The 18,611-nt window shown below is 59.7% G+C and carries 22 protein-coding genes and 1 pseudogene; 12 read left to right on the top strand and 11 right to left on the bottom strand.

What is annotated here, in order from left to right; translation table 11 throughout:
• The first annotated feature begins 40 nt into the window (after positions 1–40).
• On the top strand, positions 41–1,438 hold the full coding sequence (locus tag ACR65W_RS01395; protein ID WP_434499332.1) for a cytochrome B6: 1,398 nt from the start codon (positions 41–43) through the stop codon (positions 1,436–1,438).
• A gap of 453 nt (positions 1,439–1,891) precedes the next feature.
• On the opposite strand, the gene ACR65W_RS01390 is transcribed toward ACR65W_RS01395, so the two are convergent.
• On the bottom strand, positions 1,892–2,014 hold the full coding sequence (locus tag ACR65W_RS01390; protein ID WP_434499343.1) for a hypothetical protein: 123 nt from the start codon (positions 2,012–2,014) through the stop codon (positions 1,892–1,894).
• Here ACR65W_RS01390 and ACR65W_RS01385 point away from each other — a divergent pair.
• On the top strand, positions 1,987–2,433 hold the full coding sequence (locus ACR65W_RS01385) for an aconitase family protein (RefSeq protein WP_434499331.1): 447 nt from the start codon (positions 1,987–1,989) through the stop codon (positions 2,431–2,433). The genes ACR65W_RS01390 and ACR65W_RS01385 overlap by 28 nt on opposite strands.
• Complete coding sequence (locus ACR65W_RS01380) at positions 2,357–2,656, top strand: hypothetical protein (protein ID WP_434499341.1); 300 nt, start codon at positions 2,357–2,359, stop codon at positions 2,654–2,656. The genes ACR65W_RS01385 and ACR65W_RS01380 overlap by 77 nt, the downstream gene beginning before the upstream one ends.
• Positions 2,657–2,701: 45 nt before the next feature.
• Here the strand turns inward: ACR65W_RS01380 and ACR65W_RS01375 are convergent, their stop codons facing one another.
• The gene (locus ACR65W_RS01375) at positions 2,702–3,181 is read right to left on the bottom strand and encodes an NUDIX domain-containing protein (protein WP_434499330.1); all 480 of its coding nucleotides are present in this window, start codon (positions 3,179–3,181) and stop codon (positions 2,702–2,704) included.
• A 223-nt stretch (positions 3,182–3,404) separates the two neighbouring features.
• Positions 3,405–3,512 (bottom strand): annotated as a pseudogene (locus ACR65W_RS01370) (IS5/IS1182 family transposase); the annotation flags it as partial.
• 283 nt (positions 3,513–3,795) lie between these two features.
• Between ACR65W_RS01370 and ACR65W_RS01365 the strand changes: the two are divergent.
• Positions 3,796–4,191: a hypothetical protein gene (locus ACR65W_RS01365; protein ID WP_434499329.1), complete on the top strand. Its 396-nt coding sequence runs from the start codon at positions 3,796–3,798 to the stop codon at positions 4,189–4,191.
• Positions 4,192–4,344: 153 nt separating this feature from the next.
• Positions 4,345–4,806, top strand: a complete 462-nt coding sequence (locus ACR65W_RS01360; protein WP_434499338.1) for a hypothetical protein — start codon at positions 4,345–4,347, stop codon at positions 4,804–4,806.
• Positions 4,807–4,835: 29 nt separating this feature from the next.
• On the opposite strand, the gene ACR65W_RS01355 is transcribed toward ACR65W_RS01360, so the two are convergent.
• The 6 genes from ACR65W_RS01355 to ACR65W_RS01330 form a co-directional block, all read right to left on the bottom strand.
• The gene (locus ACR65W_RS01355) at positions 4,836–5,165 is read right to left on the bottom strand and encodes a SulP family inorganic anion transporter (protein WP_434499328.1); all 330 of its coding nucleotides are present in this window, start codon (positions 5,163–5,165) and stop codon (positions 4,836–4,838) included.
• Between the two features lie 83 nt (positions 5,166–5,248).
• Entirely contained in the window at positions 5,249–5,659 is a 411-nt protein-coding gene (locus ACR65W_RS01350) for a hypothetical protein (RefSeq protein WP_434499326.1), read from the bottom strand.
• The gene (gene ctaD, locus ACR65W_RS01345; RefSeq protein ID WP_434499324.1) at positions 5,634–8,180 is read right to left on the bottom strand and encodes a cytochrome c oxidase subunit I; all 2,547 of its coding nucleotides are present in this window, start codon (positions 8,178–8,180) and stop codon (positions 5,634–5,636) included. The genes ACR65W_RS01350 and ctaD overlap by 26 nt, the downstream gene beginning before the upstream one ends.
• A 196-nt stretch (positions 8,181–8,376) precedes the next feature.
• Entirely contained in the window at positions 8,377–9,345 is a 969-nt protein-coding gene (locus tag ACR65W_RS01340; protein WP_434499323.1) for a cytochrome c oxidase subunit II, read from the bottom strand.
• A 47-nt stretch (positions 9,346–9,392) separates the two neighbouring features.
• The gene (locus ACR65W_RS01335) at positions 9,393–10,487 is read right to left on the bottom strand and encodes a c-type cytochrome (protein ID WP_434499322.1); all 1,095 of its coding nucleotides are present in this window, start codon (positions 10,485–10,487) and stop codon (positions 9,393–9,395) included.
• A gap of 81 nt (positions 10,488–10,568) precedes the next feature.
• A complete protein-coding gene (locus ACR65W_RS01330; protein WP_434499321.1) occupies positions 10,569–11,321 on the bottom strand; it encodes a cytochrome c oxidase assembly protein in 753 nt (250 codons plus the stop codon).
• A gap of 382 nt (positions 11,322–11,703) precedes the next feature.
• Here ACR65W_RS01330 and ACR65W_RS01325 point away from each other — a divergent pair, with 382 nt between their 5' ends.
• Complete coding sequence (locus ACR65W_RS01325; protein WP_434499320.1) at positions 11,704–11,886, top strand: hypothetical protein; 183 nt, start codon at positions 11,704–11,706, stop codon at positions 11,884–11,886.
• Between the two features lie 84 nt (positions 11,887–11,970).
• Here ACR65W_RS01325 and ACR65W_RS01320 read toward each other — a convergent pair whose 3' ends face one another.
• Positions 11,971–12,156 (bottom strand): hypothetical protein, encoded by a 186-nt coding sequence (locus ACR65W_RS01320; protein ID WP_434499319.1) that lies wholly within the window; start codon positions 12,154–12,156, stop codon positions 11,971–11,973.
• A 107-nt stretch (positions 12,157–12,263) separates the two neighbouring features.
• The gene (locus tag ACR65W_RS01315; RefSeq protein WP_434499317.1) at positions 12,264–12,599 is read right to left on the bottom strand and encodes a hypothetical protein; all 336 of its coding nucleotides are present in this window, start codon (positions 12,597–12,599) and stop codon (positions 12,264–12,266) included.
• 471 nt (positions 12,600–13,070) lie between these two features.
• Here ACR65W_RS01315 and ACR65W_RS01310 point away from each other — a divergent pair, with 471 nt between their 5' ends.
• The 6 genes from ACR65W_RS01310 to ACR65W_RS01285 form a co-directional block, all read left to right on the top strand.
• On the top strand, positions 13,071–13,364 hold the full coding sequence (locus tag ACR65W_RS01310; protein ID WP_434499315.1) for a cupin domain-containing protein: 294 nt from the start codon (positions 13,071–13,073) through the stop codon (positions 13,362–13,364).
• A 306-nt stretch (positions 13,365–13,670) separates the two neighbouring features.
• Positions 13,671–14,162, top strand: a complete 492-nt coding sequence (gene bfr / locus ACR65W_RS01305) for a bacterioferritin (protein WP_434499313.1) — start codon at positions 13,671–13,673, stop codon at positions 14,160–14,162.
• Between the two features lie 1,153 nt (positions 14,163–15,315).
• Entirely contained in the window at positions 15,316–15,696 is a 381-nt protein-coding gene (locus ACR65W_RS01300; RefSeq protein ID WP_434502216.1) for a c-type cytochrome, read from the top strand.
• A gap of 141 nt (positions 15,697–15,837) precedes the next feature.
• Positions 15,838–16,887 carry a Vgb family protein gene (locus ACR65W_RS01295; RefSeq protein ID WP_434502214.1) on the top strand — a complete coding sequence of 350 codons (1,050 nt, stop codon included), beginning with the start codon at positions 15,838–15,840 and terminating at the stop codon, positions 16,885–16,887.
• Positions 16,862–17,218, top strand: a complete 357-nt coding sequence (locus tag ACR65W_RS01290; protein WP_434502212.1) for a GYD domain-containing protein — start codon at positions 16,862–16,864, stop codon at positions 17,216–17,218. Before ACR65W_RS01295 ends, ACR65W_RS01290 begins: the two co-directional genes overlap by 26 nt.
• A gap of 22 nt (positions 17,219–17,240) precedes the next feature.
• A partial coding sequence (locus tag ACR65W_RS01285; protein WP_434502210.1) for an NAD-dependent succinate-semialdehyde dehydrogenase occupies positions 17,241–18,611 on the top strand: 1,371 nt, incomplete at its 3' end.

Here is an 18,611-nt window from a genome sequence, read left to right as displayed (position 1 = left end):
TTCGTAACAGACAGTCGGGTTCGAGCAAAAGGAGCTTGCCATGCAGCGGAGTAAAACGATTTGGCCATTGCTGGCGATGGCCAGCATCGTCGGTGGCCTAAGCCTGGCGTACGCCCAACAGGATCCGCGCGGAGCGACCAGCTATTTGCCGGTGGACATCAAAGAATCCTTTGCATCGATCATGGCGCGAATGAAAGCGGCGAAACCTGACATCATAAAGAAGCACGCCGATCTTCTCAATGCGCGCTACGATCTCGGCAATCGGCCCGCCAAAGACGCGACGATGTCGCGCAGCAAACCCCTGCAGGAGGGCATTCGCATCAAGCTGCCCTCCGGCGTGACTTGGGACCAGCTGGCGTCGATGAGTCCAGCGGAAATTCGCGACAAGAAAGTATTCCCCAAGGGATTCATGCCACTGCCGCATCCGAACCATCCTGAAGGCGGAATGCTCTTTCCAAAGTTCGAAATCAACGAGCTGATAAAGCAGGAGGGGAGAGACCTCACCCGCTTCGATCTGGATTTCGACATCCCCGATCACTTTCTGGCGGAATTTCCGCCGCCGATCTTTCTGACGACTCGGCCCGACCTTGGCGACGTTTCGCAGGGCAAGCTGGTCACCATCGACAATTTTTACGAGCTCTTTAATGGCATCCTCAATCCCAAACAGATCGAAGGCCTACGCCTCTTGCTGACGCCGTTCGCGCAGCAGCAATTCAATCAGACGGAAGACCGTCGTTCGGAGAAGCCGAGTCGTGGCGTCGCCTGCCTCGATTGCCACGCGAACGGCCACACCAATGGCGGGACGCATCTCGCGGGCGATGTCCGGCCGCAGGCCAATCGCCATCGGATCGATACGCCTACGCTTCGAGGCGTGAACATCCAGCGGCTCTTCGGCTCGCAACGCGTCATGAAATCGGTCGAGGACTTCACCGAGTTCGAGCAGCGCGGCGCTTATTTCGATGGCGATCCAGTTATCGCTACGAAGAAAGGCGTCAACATCCTGGAGCGGGGTAGTCAGATCCATTTCATGGCGGAAATGCAGGAGTTGTTCGATTTCCCGCCGGCGCCTAAGCTGGACGTTCTCGGGAAGCTCGATCCAGCGAAAGCGACGCCGGCCGAAATGCGCGGGCAGGAAATCTTCTTCGGCAAAGGGCAGTGCTCGGCCTGCCATGCGCCGCCATTCTATACCGATAACACCATGCACAATCTGCAGGTGGAGCGCTTTTACAAGCCCGAGATGATCAACGGCATGCTGGCCACCGCCGACGGACCGATCAAGACATTTCCGTTGCGCGGCATAAAGGACTCGCCACCCTATTTCCACGACGGGCGGCTTTTGACCCTTGAGGATACCGTCGAGTTCTTCAACGTAGTCATCGGAACCAAACTGACGGCGACGGAAAAACAAGACCTGGTGCAATTCCTCCGCGCGCTCTAACGCCTTTCCTGTCGCGAACCGGCGAATGGTTCGCGACGGGAACTCCAACAAAGTGGCGAAGCAAATGGTTTCCTCGCATGGGGAGGGCGCGGATCAAGGGATGAGGTTCAGTCGCGCATGAGTGCTTCTCAGAGGGCTGTTTCGGCATTGTCACACTGCAGTTCATTACATGAATCCCGATTCATTCATTTCGGCGCCGTTAAATTGACTTGTGCGCTACGCTGCTCTGAGGAGTGGCGCGTCGACTTGAACAACCAATCCCAGCGCGATTTCAATATCGGTGGTTGATAGCACCTCGGGATGCCGACTCTTCTCTTGCAGTGTCGACCATCGTTGAATTTCGTGACGGCGCTTGAATGGACATCACCAGCGAATGGACGCGAGGGGAAGGAATTTGGGGAGGGAACGGTAGTCCCTGGGCCGTGCAAGATTTTTGCTCTCTCTTGTCGCCCGTCAGCTCTTCTTGATCGCCTTTGCGTTGACCTCGTTATGATCGATCCACCGCCGATTCACCTCCCACAGCGCCATGCCGACGCGTTTGCGCCGAAATGGTTCGAGGCAGGACGATTCCGCCAACGGTTTCCTTCGACGTAAATCCAACGTCGCGAGAAGTGCTGCAGATGCTGCTTGACGATGGTCGCCTTACGGCGCTCCTTGGCGCCGGCGCGCGCATTCACCAAACGGGATGCAATGGCTGCATCGGCATGGGCCAAGCGCCAGCGATCGGCCGCAATTCCTTGCGCACGACGCCGCGCAATTTCCCCGGACGGTCCGGCACGAAGGAAGATTCGGTCTTTCTCTGCTCGCCAGAAACCACGACCGCTTCGGCCCTTGCAGGCTGCATCGCTGATCCGCGCAAGATCGGCATTCCTTATCCGGAAATGGTTGAGCCCGCGCCAAGGTCCGAACTGTCGCTGATTGAGCCGCCTCGCGCGCATTCACCGCCAAAATCTCATCAATTACGGCATCCTGCCGCTGCTCTTCGCACACAATGACGCTTATGACCGCCTGCAAATCGGCGATAAGTTGAACTGCGAGAACTTGCGCAGCAAGCTCGCGAACGGGGAGGCCATAGTCTACACGAGCGGCAACGGAGATGTCGAAACGGTCCATCACCTGACGCCTGAGGAAATCGCTGTCATTATCGATGGCGGCGTGATTGCGCATCGACGCCTCCTTGGCCATATGCACGAGGCGTCTGAGAGGCGCTCGGCCTAGCTGAAGATCTATGGAACACGCGCGCCAACCGCTGCAGCTACCCTGCTACGTCGGCGAGCATGGCATTGAACTGAGAAGCCGTAACAGGGCGTCGAGGATCGGTCGCTGAGCCTCCGTGATTTTGCGCGTAGCGTTTCCGACATCGAACCATTCCGCGCGGTCCGCCTCTGGGAAATCTTCGAAACGATCAGACTTCGGCGGCCACTCCATTCGGAATGTATTGCTTCTAAAGGAGGCCAGATCGAAATCTCCTTCGAGCGCCCATACGGTCAGATGCTTGCCGCTCGGCTGGCGAAACTCGCCGAGTTCGATGAAGACGCCTTGCGGCGTCATGCCCGTTTCCTCCAGAAATTCGCGCTTGGCGGCTGACAGCGGCTCCTCAACCTCGCCAAACAGTCCTTTCGGAATTGACCAGGCGCCTTCGTCCTTACGCCGCCAGTAAGGGCCGCCGGGATGGATCAGGAGAACCTGCACCGATCCATCATTACGGCGAAACAACAGAATCCCCGCGCTCCGCTTGATCATTTCAATCTTCGCACCGGCTGTTTCAAATGCCCCGAGAACATTTCTATGGCTGGAGCCCCTTCACGCATGTGGCCGCTTCGGGCGGCCTAACTGCTGGGCCACTCTCGGGAATCCACGTTACCGATAATTTCATCGTACGGCCGCAGCAGCGAAGGGACACGCCGCCAGGAATCAGGGCTCTGAACGCCTTCAGGCATTATGTGCCATTAAGCCGCGTCGGCCAGATGACCTTTGCGGGGAGCCCATCCATGAGCGGCGCGGCTTGCGGCGCGTCGCCCGCCTGGCCCGCGGTGAGACGGAAGCGAACCGGACAGCCCAAACCGCAGAGGGCTACCTGATTTTTGACTGCAGCGCCTGCGAAGTTGGCGTGCGCGGCGCGCTTGGTCTCGCTCTGGCGCTCTCGCTCCCATCGACGCTTCCCTTGCGCGACGAGATCGTGATTGTGACCTTCGCCGTTGTCGGCTTTTCGATCGTCATGCAGGGGCTGACCACACCGTTGCTGCTGCGCCGGGCTGGGATTCCTCTAACAATATGTGAGCGTGGACCGACGGAAAGCGTTCGCCCCGGCGTTGCGACGTGAGACAATTCAGCGTCGAGACAACAAAGGAATCCCGATGACAGCGATGGCCGAGGCTTGGGGGAAATCCGCGATCTGCGTCGCTTTGATCGCGGTCGCGGGGCCAGCGCTGGCGCGCTATGGTGACATTATCGCGCAGCGGACGGGGTTATCACGCAGCTGGATCGGTCTGCTACTGCTCGCTACGGCGACATCGCTGCCCGAACTCTTTACCGGCGTCAGCGCCGTCACCGCCGCCGACGCACCGAACATCGCGGTGGGTGACGCCTTGGGCAGTTGCATTTTCAATCTGGCGATCCTGGTCGTGCTCGACGCCTTGAACCGGGACGGGTCGGTGGTCACCCGCATGGGCCAGGTACCATATTCTGACGGCCGGCTTTGGGGTCATCCTCGTCGGCTTCGCGGGCGCGTCTTTGTTGCTCGGCGCCAGTGAATTCGCCCCAAAGTTCATTCACATCGGCGTCTTCACGCCAATCCTCATCATTTTGTATCTCGTCGCCATGCGAGCCGCATTCGATTACGAGGCCCGCCTTGCCGTCGCGGGCGCGGTGTCCGGCCCGAAGCCCGAGATCGGACTTGGTAGGCGATCGCCGGATACCTCGGCGCGGCGGTGGTCGTGGCTGGAGCAGCCGTCTGGCTTCCCTTCGTCGGGCTGGACATCGCCGCGACCATGGGTTGGCGAGCGACCTTCGTTGGCACCTTGTTTGTCGCCGCCGCGACCTCGGCGCCTGAGATGATCGTCACTATTGCCACCGTGCGCCTCGGCACCCTCGACATGGGGATCGCAAACCTGCTGGGCAGCAATCTTTTCAACATGCTCGTGCTCGCAATCGACGACATCGCCTATCAGCCCGGATCGTTGTTTGCAGCGGCATCGCCGACGCACGCGGTGACAGCCTTCGCGGCTGTGGTCATGTCTGGGATCGTGATCGTCGCGCTGCTCTATCGGCCCTCGACGCGCTTCTTCGGCGTCGTCGGCTGGACTAGCCTGTCGCTGTCGATTGTTTACTTCCTCGCCTCCTATGTGATCTACCTGCACGGCCATTGAAAGGATACGCCGTTCGCGCGGCGCGACGGTCAGGCGTGCCGCCAGAAGCCTATGGCGAGCTGTAGCAGTCTGGAAAGCGCCACGGCGAGTAATAGACCTTCGAATCCGAGCTTCTCGATCGTCGTGGTGGCGAGGATTACTGTGAGGCCCGCAGCGGGCCCTAAAATGCTAGGCTGCGAGCAGCTGGCGATAGAGACCACCAAGCCGCCGATGACCCCGACGATAACGCCCGAGAGTGGCGACGCTCCGGAAACAGTCGCGATGCCGAGGCAAAGTGGAAGCGCCACCAGAAAGACCACGACACCCGCCGGAATGTCGTGATCGAGGTGGCTGGAGTAATAGTGAAGATGCTGCTTCATTTATGTAGCTGTTTTCTACAGGGAGCGGGCTTAAATGATCGGCCAAAGCAGGTGCGCCGAGTCGATCTTTTAGCAACGTCGCGTCAACGCAGCATCAGGCAGGGCTCGATGATCAGCGCGCTTGCGCCCTCCCACGCGACGCCAAAGCCCGACAACAGAGCCAACGCCATCATGATCCTGTCCCGAAAGAATACCGCGCCCGCCCCACGATCGTCGAACGCGCGCCCTCTGAAATTCGCCGCGACCACGGCGACGGTCAGCACGATCAGCGCGGCGGCCGTGACGATGATGACGCTAAACGAAACAACGCCGGGGGCGAGCGCGCCGGCCAAGGCGCAAAGCAACGTGTGTCCAAGGTAGACGAGGGTGAGGTGGATCGCCCATACGATTGGGCCTAACAGAATGTAAAAGAGTGCGCCCGCCAGCGGCTCATGCGTTCCATTCTTATGGTCGCCGCCGCCCATCGCTTCACCCGATGATCCGCGGAAAGCCATTGACTAGAAGCAGGCCAAAAAGGCCTTGAGCGGCCGTGTAATAGGTCAACAGGGCGATGCTTTCGAAGGTCACACGACGCACGCAGTCCATCTTGCCGGTGAAATACCGCGCCAGTCCATACACCGTCATGATGGCGACGGTGAAGGCCAGCTCTCCAGTCAGCACGCTCTCCATATAGACCATGGCGGCATACGAAGACTCCGTCGCACGCAACCCGGTTCGCCAGTGGGCGTCAATCTCGACGACCACGCCGCCGATGAGGCACGCGGCGCCAATCAGCATGAGCGCGGGCGCCCAGGGATTCATCGATTGCGGCGCCGGCAGCAATCGGTCGGCCGCGACGAATGCGCCGACGCTTGCGATCAGCAACGCGGCCGAAAACGCCGCCCATTCTCCTGACGGCGGCGGCGGGGAACCCGTCGGAGGCCAGACCTGCGGATTCACGGTCCAGAGATAAAGATAGGAGAAGACATAGGTGATATAGAGCGAGCCGGCGACCAGCATCAGGACGACCATGGCCCACCAGGCGTGCGATGTTGGCCCGGTGACATAGGTTCGCAGCTTGAAGCCGCCGCCGATGTCGACGGGGCCCTTCTCCGGGCCGCGATCCAACTCCCAAACCCAGACAAAGCACGACAGGATCGCGACGGCGCCGCAGATAAGCGCCGGGGTTACAAGCTTGATCGTGAGCAGCAGAAAAAAAGCCGCCGTGAACGCGGCTGCGAAAAAATGGGCCCAGCCTGGACCGATCATGCGGATCACATATTGCGGCTCGCCCTCAATCGGCGAGGTTACGATCGTCTCGCGCCCGCCCGTTGGGGCGTTTGGCAAATAGTAGGCGCCAGCTTCGACGTCGGTCGCGAGATTCGGCTGATCCCACAGCGGCTCGCGGCTGGCGACATGTGGGATGCTGCGGGTCGAATAGACGTCGGTCGGAAGCCACTCCAGCGTGCCCGCGCCCCAGGGGTTTTCCGGACCCTGTTCGCCCGGCCTCAAACGCAAAAACAGATCGAACACGAAGAGAATTACGCCAGCGGCGAGGATGAATGCTCCGACCGTGGAAACCATGTTGAGCGCGTCCCAGCCCATCCCGCTCGGATAGGTCCAAACCCGTCGCGGCATGCCCATGAGCCCGGTGATATGCATGGGGAAAAAAGCGACGTTGAAGCCGATGAACATGAGCCAGAAAACCCATCGTCCGAGCTTTTCCGACAACATGTTGCGGCTGACCATCGGCGCCCAATAGTAGTAGGTCGCAAACAGCGGGAACACCATTCCGCCGACCAGCACGTAATGGAAATGCGCCACGACGAAGTAGGTGTCGTGGACTTGAAAATCGAAAGGCGCCACCGCCACCATCACGCCTGTAAGCCCGCCGATGACGAAAATGAAGAGAAAGCCGAAGACGAACAGCGACGGGGTTGTAATTTTGAAACGATTGCGTCCCGCAGCGATGGTCGCGATCCAGGAGAAGACCTGGATGCCCGAAGGAATCGCAATCGTCATGCTGACGGCGGAAAAGAAGCCCAGGCTCAGCGCGGGTATCCCCGTGCTGAACATGTGATGGACCCAGAGGCCGAAGCTGAAAAATCCGGTCGCGATAAGAGCAACGACGTTCAAACGATAGCCGACCAAGGGCGTCCGCGCCATCGTCGGCACGATCATCGAGACGAGGGCGGCTGCCGGCAGGAAGATGATGTAAACTTCCGGATGCCCGAAGAACCAGAACAGATGCTGCCAGAGCAGCGCGTCTCCGCCCTTTGCTGCGGTAAAGAAGGGCCAACCGAAGGAGCGCTCGATTTCGAGCAGCAGGGTGCCGAAAATCACCGCCGGAAACGCGAAGACGATCATCGCGGCGAAGATCAGCATCGCCCATGCGAAGAGCGGCATTTTGTCGAGCGACATGCCGGGGGGGCGCGTGCGCAATGTTCCCACGACGATCTCGATCGCGCCGGCAATGGCGGAAATTTCGATGAAGCCGATTCCGAGCAGCCAAAAATCGGCGTTGTCGCCGGGTGAAAACTCGGTCAGCGTCAGTGGCGGATACATGAACCAGCCGCCGTTTGGTGCAAGGTCGACGAAGATCGTGAGGAAGAAGACGAGCCCCCCGATCACATAGGCCCAGATGGCGAAGGCGCTGAGCCTTGGAAACGGCAAGTCGCGCGCGGCCAGCATCTGCGGCAGCAGAATGACGCCCAAGGCTTCGATCGCCGGCACGGCGAAGAGAAACATCATCGTGGTGCCGTGGACGGTGAATATCTGATTATAGAGATCCTGGCCGATGAAGCTGTTGTCGCCTCTCGCGAGCTGCGTTCGCATGAGCAGCGCCAGCACGCCGGCAAGCAGGAAAAAAAGGAAAGCGGCCCCCATGTAGAAGAGGCCGATATCGGTGTTGTTGACGGCGGTAAACATTCGCCAACCGCTGGGCCTCGCCCAAATGCGCTGTAATTCTTCGCGTTCGCCCGCCGGCCGCGGCGTCTCGCTGGGGAGTTTCGCGTGGGAGCGATCGGCTTCCATCATGGCGCCTCATTGCGTTTGGCTGAGAAGCGCTCCGGCCAACCGCGCTGGCGACGAGCGCCGCCGCACAATCCACAGTACGCGCCACATAGAGCGCTTGCCACGTCTTGTAATGTTAACGATGGGCAATGCCGCCGCAGCGCGTAGCGCGAACAGGATCTCGATGGCGCAATTTGAATCGAATATGGCGAGACGACGATCATCGCAGGCTCGCGAGATAGTTCGACAAGGCGGCGAGCTCGCGGTCGCTGAAAATGCCGTAAGGCGGCATCAGATTACCCGGTTTTATATGCTGATTGTCCTTGATCCAGCGCGCGAAGGCCGCTTCATCGTTCGGCAGCGTCGCGGCCGCGAGCGAAAGCCGTCCCCCGACATGGGTAAGGTCGGGTCCAATCGCGCCGGCGGCCGGGGTCCCTCGAACCGTGTGGCAGGCGCCACAGCCACTCGCCGCGAACAGGGTCATTCCCGCTAGCGCTTGGGGGGTGGTGGGCGCGCTGGCTGGCTCGGCTTCGTGGGCGAGCCATCGCTCGAACTCCGGCTGCGGGAGGGCGACGACGTAAAACGCCATGAGCGCATGCGCGCCGCCGCAATATTCCGCGCATTGTCCACGGCTTACGCTCGCTTCCTTGGCCATCAGCGTCAGGACGTTTTTGCGGCCCGGAATCATGTCGAGCTTACCCGCAAGCTTCGGCGCCCAGAAGCTGTGAATCACGTCGGCGCTCGTCAGCTCGATTTCGACCGGCTGACCGACTGGGATGCGTAGCTCGTTGGCGCTTTCAATTCGCCGCCCGGCGCTGTCCCGGTAGATGACGCGCCACCACCAACGCTCGCCCACGACGGCGATTTTGATAGGCTCGCCACCGGGCCGGGAATCGCCGATGCTCGTTAGAACGAAGCCGTAGCCGAGCAGCGCCGTGAGCGTTATGACCGGAAACACAATTCCGCCGGCGACTATGATTCCATCGCGACTGAGCCATCGACGCCAGCTCTCCGGTCCAAACAACGCCAGGGCTGTGACGAACATCACAAGAATAAGAATGAGGGCCGCGCCAATCGTCATGACCCAGAACAGCCCGGCGACGCGTTCGGCTTCTATGCCTTGCGGGGCAAGCGTGGATTGGACGCCTCGACACGCCTCCAAAAATAGAACGGCTACGACCGTCCCCATCCGATTCGCCCAAGTGGTTCGTCTCGTCATCGCGGCGCTCCGACCGATTATCTTCGACGGACTGGCGCGCGGGACGGCGCAGGGGGTGGCGGCCGGGGCGCTTCGGTTGGGACTTGCATCGTCGCGACGCTTTCAAAATAGGCGGCAAGGTCCTCGATTTGCTCGTCGGTCAGCCGCGGCGCGATGGCCGCCATGATCGCTCCCTGAACCGTGCGATCGCGCAATCCTCGCCGCCATAATCGCAGCTGACCGACAATGTAAGGGGCGTGTTGACCTTCGAGCTTCGGAAAGGTCGCGGCGCTCTTGCCCGCGTGGCAGGCCAAGCATGGCGGAATGCCTTTCTCGGGAACCCCCGCCGTCGCGATCCGCCTTCCTCGTTCGATCTTTTCGGACATCAGCGGGGCGGAAGCCATCTTGCCGACGCTTCGGTGCTGAGCGTAATGCTTTGCAGCTTCGACGAGGTTCGCCTCATCGAGCTCGGCGGCGATCGGCTGCATGATTCCGCTCGACCGCAAGCCATTTGCATAATTGCGAAGCGACATTTCGAGATAGGCCTGCGACTGGCCGACGAGCTTCGGAACGAGACGATTTGCCGACGGCGACGATTCGGTTTCGTGACAGCGGTGGCATCTGGATAGAATTTCCGCCCGACTTCCAAGCGCCGCCAATTCGAGCATCCCGCTCCGCGGCGCCTCTGCTTCGCCGATGGCGAGGCGGCGGTATTCGGCGTCGCTCATTTTTGGCAAGGCGCGCAGGAATGCGACGACCGCCCATACCTCGTCATCTCTATTCCGCGCGACCCAGGCCGGCATGCCTGTGAATTTGAGTCCATTCTTGGCGATCCAGAACAGTTGCCCCGGAGTCCAGCTGGGCGCCGCAAGTGGCAAATCCGCGGGTTCCGGGTACATTTGCTGGACGACAGGGTTTCTTGGATCTCCGGGCCCGCCGTGGCACGGCGCGCAGCCGCCGTAGTAATGCGCCCCGCCGAGCCGCACTAAATCGGGATCGTCGAGCGGCGGCGCGGAGATCAGCAGACTTTGCGTCTCGACCGATCGGCGCTTCACGAAATCGAGCAGCCAATGCGTGACGGCAAAATGCTGTTCGCTCGCCGCCACATTGTAGGCGCCCGACCTAACGAACAACGTGGCTCCAACGCCCAGCGTCACGACGACAGCACTGACGCAAATGGCAATCGATCTTGCGGCGGGAAGCGTCATCCGACGTCACCTCGGCGTCGGCGGCGCATGATCCAAACACGCCAGGCTCCGTCCTCTGGCGGTCGTTTCTAATTCTTGCAGCCATTTTGCTGCAATCGCGATCCCCGCTAGAACGTAGCAAAACGGGCAGGCTATCAGCATCAACAGGCCAGCGAGGCGCTGATCCGCAAGCAGTTCATCGCCATCGGACATCACCTGGCCATGGCCGACGTGAGCGTCCGCATATAGCAGGCGCGGCGCGAACAGCAGCAGCACGCCGAGCAGGCAGGAGAATTTGCCTGTCGCCAATAGCGCGACGACGCCGCGCCAACGAACGACGCCTTTCTCAGACAGTATGGCGAGCCAAAACGTCAACGACGCGGCCAGCAAGGACGCCTGCATAAGCACGTGCACAAGAGGCTCTCTCAAAACTGGCCCCCAAAAATTGGGGGCGTGCCATGTCCAAAGAAGGGCAAGCTGCAGGACAGTGGCGGCGATTAAGACCCTGGCCGAAGCGAAACCTGGCGCGCGGTCGCCGAAACTGGCGATGATCGTACTAGCCAGGACTGGCGCCAGGGTGTTCATCAGCAGAATGTGCGAAGCCATATGAACGGCGTGCGGACCGAGCGGCAAAGCGATCAGCGGGAGTCCGAGCGCGAAATACGCCAGCGCAGCGCCGGCTGCGAGCAGCCCGTTTCGAATTTGGATGCTCGACGCCAACTCCGCAACTCTGGACCGCGGCGTTGTCATCCCGATGCTCGGCGCGCTCGCTCTTTTCACGCATTCCTCCATCGGCCAATACGAACGCCGAAGAATAATGGAAGCCGAGTCAATATATTTAGCGGAAATCCACGGGGTCCAGCCAGCAGTGGGCTTGCAACGCCTATTCTGGCGAAGGCGAGCGGGATCGCAACGCCGAGCGCCGAGGATTTGGCGCGGTTGGACCGCAAGCGCAAAGACAAGAAGGCACCGAACGAGGATTGGAGAAGTTCGACCGACATGGACGCGAGAATCGCCCGGATGAAGGACGGCGCAACGCATCTTGGTTACAAGCCGACGCCAACCCCGACGCTCATCGTACGGTGTAGAGCGTGAGACCGATTTTTCAGAAAGAGTTGGAATGAACCCGCCGCGAAGAGGCTAGCGCCTACGGCGGGGCGACATGAAAGAACCAAGACCAGACGAATGGCGGGCCGCGTTTGCTCGCGAGTTTCAAGAGCAGTCCGCCGCCAGGTTCGAAAAAATCGGCAAGCAGCTGCAATTTAAGCTGGCCAGGATCACCGCCGAGCCATTGCCCGCCGAGCTCCACGAGCTTTTCAAAAAAAAAGAAAAAGCCCTAGACTGAGACTAGGCGCGCCAGCCCTGTTGCGCGCTGTTGATCCCGCGCGCCGGCGGAGCCCAAATCGGTCCCGCGTCGGCTGAGCATTAATTAAAAAAAGAGACCCAGGGCGCCGCCCGCCAATGCGCCCACGACAGCTGCAGCGATTGTGTTCGGAACGCCGCCAAGGCTTGCATAGGCGAGACCGCCCAAAATAACCGCGCCAACACCGGCGAAGATATAGGTGTTGGTCGTGATTTCCCATTCCCTTTCGCCAGATGGCCTTTGGTCGGTCATGGCCCGCTCCTCCACTATCTACTGCGAGTTGCCCTTGCCTATCCCAGGCGCTTTGATGCGCTCGCCCGGTTTCGGACAGGCCTCATTTGGCTCCCAGAGCCGAAGCGTCAATGGTCGCGGCGGACGTAGCCCACGTAGAAACATGCGGTCATAACCGCGGCCGTGGCCCCGGACTCGGCGTTGTCCGAAAAGGGGGCCGGAGCCCAGTCGGCTGCGCGACCACAATCAAAGATGAAATAGCCGTCTGAATCGCCCTTCGAGGCGAAGGAGGAGAAGGTATAGGCGCCTCCCGTCTGGCCCAATTTCGCATCCAACAAACGGGCGGCCACGGTAGCCAAATCCTCAACGGCGTTCTTTCCCCAGGCTGAAGCGTAAACCCATGCAAAGGAGTGGGACGCAAGGTCCGCTGTATCGCCGCGAACCCGGTTTTGTTTGTCGATCAAGACGAGACACGTCATCGCACGCACTTCAATTCACAAAAGCTAACGCGTAAGCGCGCGCAAATGTATCACATAGGCGGGAATGCGCCAGTTCGTCCGGGTTGCATCCGGCCAGATTCGTTGCTGCGGCGCCGTGATCGGCGCGCCAGCGGCTTACTCTGGCGGAATGCTCAACTTAGCGGGAAGCTGCGTGCGGATCACATCAGCGATTCGCTCGATGGCGGTCTCTGCGTGGTCCGCGCGTCGTTCCGCTGCGGCCAACTCTGTCGTCTTGGAGGCGAGTTGTGATCGCAGCGATTTAAGCTTCTCATGCGCCTGCTCGCCTGCGGCGGACATTTGCTCGACTTGAGCTGTCGATTGGCACTTCAATCCGGGACTCGGGATGAATGGTCCGATTTGCTGCATCTCATGTGAGACTATTTTCGACTGAGTCTCATTTGAAATGCCTTTTTTTTGCTTGGGCGTCACGCGAACATGGTTTCCTTCTCAAGCGAGTGGATCGCGCTAGGCCCCGGCGTGCGCTTCAAAGAGTTGCATCGCAACGTAGCGCTTAATCGCTGGACGATCCTTGTCGACGCCGAGCCCGGCGCCGCCTTTCCAGCGCATGAACATACGCAAGACGAGGAGATCTTCATGATCTCGGGCGATCTCTGCTTTGACGATGTCGAGCTGGGACCAGGCGACTTCTATTTTTCGCCCAAGGGTAGCCTGCACGCCACGCATCACACCCGCACAGGCTGTCGCTGTATCATCATTCAGGCGATGTGAGCGATGTCGGATTGAACAAAGGAGCGGCCGAGAGATGCTCACGGCCGCTCTGACGCCGCTTGCATCCGAATATGACGGGCCTTATCCACGTTAGACGCTAAATCGACCTTCTGAAAGGAAGTCGCCGAATTTCACTGCACGCCAACGTGCGGGTTTGGAAGAGCTGGCCGTGAGGAAGTGCGCCGCATCGTCGACGAATGGTGGAAGCGGGGGCTTCTGCCCAAGAGGTTTCCTTCGCGGCAGAGCGAAGGCCGTTGACCGATGCACCATACGGTCTAAGCTAGCCGCCGCAGCAAGGAGAAAGCGATGCACGGCGACCCCAAAGTCATCGATTACCTAAATCGAGCGGTGCGCGCCGAACTAACGGCGATGAATCAGTACTGGCTACATTATAGAGTTCTCGATAATTGGGGTTTCAAGGAACTCGCAAAAAAGTGGCGGACGGAAACCTTGGAAATCATGGAGCACGTCGATCGTTTTGCGGCTCGGATACTGTTCCTTGACGGCTTTCCGGACATGCAAACCCTCGACCCCTTGCGCGTTGGTCGAACAGTCGAAGAAATTATCGATGCCAGTCTCGCGACGGAGTTAGGCGCTCGTGCGCTCTATCTGGAGGCCGCCGCTTATTGCTTGCAGATCAATGACCGCGTCACGATGATGCTGTTCGAAGAGACTGCAAAAACGGAAGAGGAACATGTCGACTTGCTTGAGCAACAGCTCAAGCTGATCAAGCAGCTCGGCGTAGAGCTCTATTCGCAAAAACGTATAGGCGAGCTCGCAGGACCTGAGACTCTATAGGCTTCTTATTCGGCGCCCCCGCTGTCGAAAGCAGGATGCAGCGACGCTCTACCTTTCAGACCGGGATGTCACTCAGCCTCAAGGAAGAGGCTGCGTCGAATGCCGCGACTTAAAGACTGGAATGTTTTCCATGGCTCTGACCTTCGCGCTCGCTTCCGTGGCTGTGTCCTGAGCGCTCCTTTCCATGGCTATCGCCAGCGTGCTCCTTAGCGTGCTAAGGCTCGCTGTCCCTTTCCGCCGACACACGGCCAGCCGAGCGCGCGCCGATGACCGCGACGCTATCGATCGGAGTCAGTCTCTTCATCGTGTTCGTGGCCATGGCGGCGTTGCGGCGCGTGGGGCGCACGGTGGCCCATACGCGCGACAAAGGCCTCATCTCAACGCCTCGCAGGCGTTCAGAATTGAAAGGGGGCGGCGTCATAGCTACGCTCTCCTCAGTAAAGCTCTTCATGGAGAATCGTCGTCGGGCTTCCGTTTTCGGAAATTGCCACGGCGCTTGATACGACGCCAGATGTTGCGCGCAACCTTCTTGAGATGTGGCGAGCAAAGAAGAAGGCGCGCCTTCTCATCAGCATTTGCGCCGCTTGCGGCAAGGCTGCGAACGACGGGTGCGCCCGTGCAGGCGGCTCGGATCTCACCGATGTATACGAATGTGTCGAAAGCCCTTAGAAAATTTCAATGCGCTTCTGACCTCGGCGGTGCCGCCAATGGGTCGGCGAATGCACCTGTGGCGGGCCGGAGTACTGATTTTATTATAGCGAGACGTTCCTCGCGCGTAATACATCAATCGAATTGAAAACTTCTGAAACAGCGAAACGCTATTTGCGCTGCTTCAACGGCATTCCAAGACGGCCACTTTCCGCTCATGAACTGACGGTCTGGGCTAAGGAACCCAGACTGGCAGGCGGCGCAGTCCTTGTGAATCCTATGTCGGCGTCAGTGCACTAGATTGTGTGGATATGCCTATCAAGAATGAGGTCTGGGAGGCGCGCCATGAAGTTTCTCGCGGGTTTCGTGACAGCGTTCATCGTCAGCGCGCTCGGCGCTTTTCTCGTCATTGTCAGCGGCGTTTACAACGTCGCCGCAACCGCGCCTCACACGCCATTGGGGCGCGCCATTTTAACTTGGACCATGCGTAATTCTGTGCGCGTCCATGCGGGAAACGAGTCGCCGGAAACCTGGAGCGAGGATCAGGCGAGAAGGGGATTTAAAGACTATGACGCCATGTGCGTCATTTGCCACAGCGCGCCGGGGAAAGAGCGCAGTTACATTAGCAAAAGCCTGCGACCGGAGCCTCCGAATCTCGCCGAAACTTCAGAGCGATGGAGCAGTCGCAGAACTGTTTTGGATCATCAAGAATGGCGTCAAAATGACCGCGATGCCCGCATTCGGGCCTACGCATCAGGATGAGCAAATATGGAATATTGTGGCCTTCGTTCGTCGCCTGCCTCGACTGTCCGCTGAGCAATTCCGGGCGATGGAGAGCGAGATCAGAAAATCCTCAGAGAATGAGCAAGATCACCATCACCAATAAGTGGCGGGGAAAGCCGACTCGAAGAACGACGAAATCGCAAGTCGAAGCGAATTCAGCATAGGCGCTGTCGTAGTCCCGCAAGATTGAAAGGGGAACATTCGGCTCTAATTCTCGACAGGCCTCGAGAAGAAGAAGACGCTGATGTTCCGCAAAGAGCGAGTTTTGCTGACCCTCGCGGTCGCGATGAGCGTTGTTTCGCCGATTGGAAATAGCTTCCAAAGCGACGCTTCGATCGCAGGCGTCGTTGTTCGAGACATCCATGTAGCCTTCAAGGAATGGCGCGTGCCGACGCCCGGCTCGCACCCCCACGATCCTCTCGCAACTAGCGATGGAGCGATCTGGTACACCGGACAGATGGCCAACCTGCTCGGCCGTCTTGATCCTAAGACCGGGCAGTTTCGCGAATTCCGTCTGAAAACCACGAACTCGGGTCCGCACGGGCTCGTCTCCGACCCGAGCGGCAATATTTGGTTCACGGCGAGTTTCAAAGGTTACATCGGCAAGCTAGATCCCGTAACCGGCGACATCCGAGAATTTCCGCTTCCCGATCCAAAGGCCCGCGCCCCGCACACGCCGGTCTTCGATCAGAAGGGAACGTTGTGGTTCTCCGTCATCGGCGGAAATATGATCGGGCGTCTCGCTCCGGTGTCGGGCGAGATCAAGCTTGTATCGTCACCGACCGCAGATTCGCTTCCCTATGGCTTGGCGGTGAATTCCAAGGGCGCGCCGTTCTTCGCCGAATTCGGCTCGAACAAGATCGGACGTGTCGATCCCGAGACGATGCGGATCACGGAATTTGTCTTGCCAAATTCGCAGGCGAGGCCTCGGCGGATCGCGGTGACCAGCGACGATCTCATTTGGTATTCGGATTACCCTAGGGGCTATATCGGCAGATTGGACCCCGCGACCGGCAAGGTTGCCGAATGGCCGTCGCCTGGCGGCGGGGAATCCGGACCTTACGCGATTACGGCGGTCGACGATATCATCTGGTACGCGGAGTCGGCGGCTACGCCGAACATGCTGGTGCGATTCGATCCGAAAACCGAAACGTTCAAGAGGTGGCCCGTCCCTTCGGGCGGCGGCGTCATCCGCAATATGACACCGACGCCCGATGGCGGACTGGCGCTGGCCTGTAGCGGCGTCAACATGGTGGCGCTCGTCGAAATTGGCGGGGAAGAGCGATCCCGATGATACTGAATGGGCCAACTTAAGAGGGAATATCGCTATGTCGACTTTTGTCATGTTGACGCGCCTTAGCCCCGAGGCGGTGCGGTCGCCACAGGCGCTCGAGCAATTGGAGCGTAAGGCGATGGAGCGCGTGCGCAAAGAATGCCCCGATGTCGAATGGGTCGGCAACTACGCCATTCTTGGGCCTTATGATTACCTGGACGTCTTCCGCGCGAAGGACATCGACACGGCAAGCAAGGTTTCGATGTTGATTCGAACCTTTGGCCACGCCCAGACCGAGATTTGGCCGGCGACCGAGTGGAGTCATTTCAAAGAAATCGCGCGGGCCCTGTGAAAGCAGTCTGGACGGCGAACAAATGGCGATGCAATCCATCAATCCCGCTACCGGCGAAGAGTTGCAATCCTATGAGGAAATGACGCCGGCTGCAGTCGAGGACGCCATCACAAGAGCGCACGAAACGTTCCTCAACTGGCGTCGGATCCCTTTCTCCGAGCGCGCGATTCGGATGCGCCGAGCCGCCGATGTTCTTCGCGCCGGCGCGCCAGACTATGCGCGATTGATGGCGCAGGAAATGGGCAAGCCCATAAAGGATGGCGTCTCCGAAATCCAAAAATGCGCGCTCAACTGCGACTTTTACGCGGAAAACGCCGAAAGCTTTCTGGCGCAGGAGCAGATCGTGGCGGACGGCGTCAAGAGTTTCGTCACCTTCAACCCTTTGGGCGTCGTGCTGGCGATTATGCCATGGAATTTTCCTTTCTGGCAGGTCTTTCGTTTCGCCGCGCCTTGCCTGATGGCTGGCAATGCGACCGTTCTGAAACATGCGTCCAATGTTCCGGCTTGCGCTCTGGCTATCGAGGATGTGTTTCGCCGCGCTGGCTTTCCGGAGCACTTGTTCCGCACGCTCATGATCGGAAGCGTGCGAGTCGGCGACGTGATCGAGAACCCGGCGGTTCGCGCAGTGACTCTTACTGGCAGCGGCCCTGCGGGCCGAGCCGTCGCGAGCAAGGCCGGCGCGATGCTGAAAAAATCTGTCCTCGAACTCGGAGGAAGCGATCCCTATCTCGTGCTCGAAGACGCGGACATCGAACTCGCAGTCGAAGTGAGCGTCAAGGGACGGTTGACGAATTCCGGCCAGAGCTGCGTCGCCGCTAAGCGCTTCATCGTCGCCGACAAGGTGCGCGATGAATTTGAGCGTCTTTTCATGCAGCGCATGAAAGCGGTGAAAATGGGCGATCCACTCAGCGAAGATACGGAGCTTGGACCACTGGCGCGCCACGATTTGCGCGACATCCTTCACCGACAAGTCGAGACTAGCCTCGCCAGGGGCGCGCGCCGCTTGCTGGGTGGCTCAATCCCCGACGGACCCGGCGCTTACTATCCGCCCACCATCCTGACTGACGTGCGCAAGGGGATGCCCGCCTTCGACGAGGAGACCTTTGGTCCCGTAGCCGCAATCATTCCAGTAAAGAACGAAGCGGAGGCGATCTTGGCCGCCAACGACTCGGAGTTGGGGCTTGGCGGCTGCGTCATCACACGCGACCTTGCGCGAGGTGAGCGTATCGCGGCCGAGATGATCGACAGCGGTTGCGTATTCGTCAACGAGCCTGTGCGCTCGAACCCGCGTCTGCCGTTCGGTGGCGTCAAGCAGAGCGGCTTCGGTCGAGAGCTTTCGGCGTACGGCATCAAGGAATTTGTCAATATCAAGACAGTTTGCGTCTATGGCGGC

The sequence above is a fragment of the Methylocystis sp. genome (assembly GCF_051062815.1).
Taxonomy (GTDB): Bacteria; Pseudomonadota; Alphaproteobacteria; order Rhizobiales; family Beijerinckiaceae; genus Methylocystis.
The sequence above is the reverse complement of the archived record's forward strand: the minus strand, read 5'-3'. Positions and strand labels throughout refer to the sequence as shown.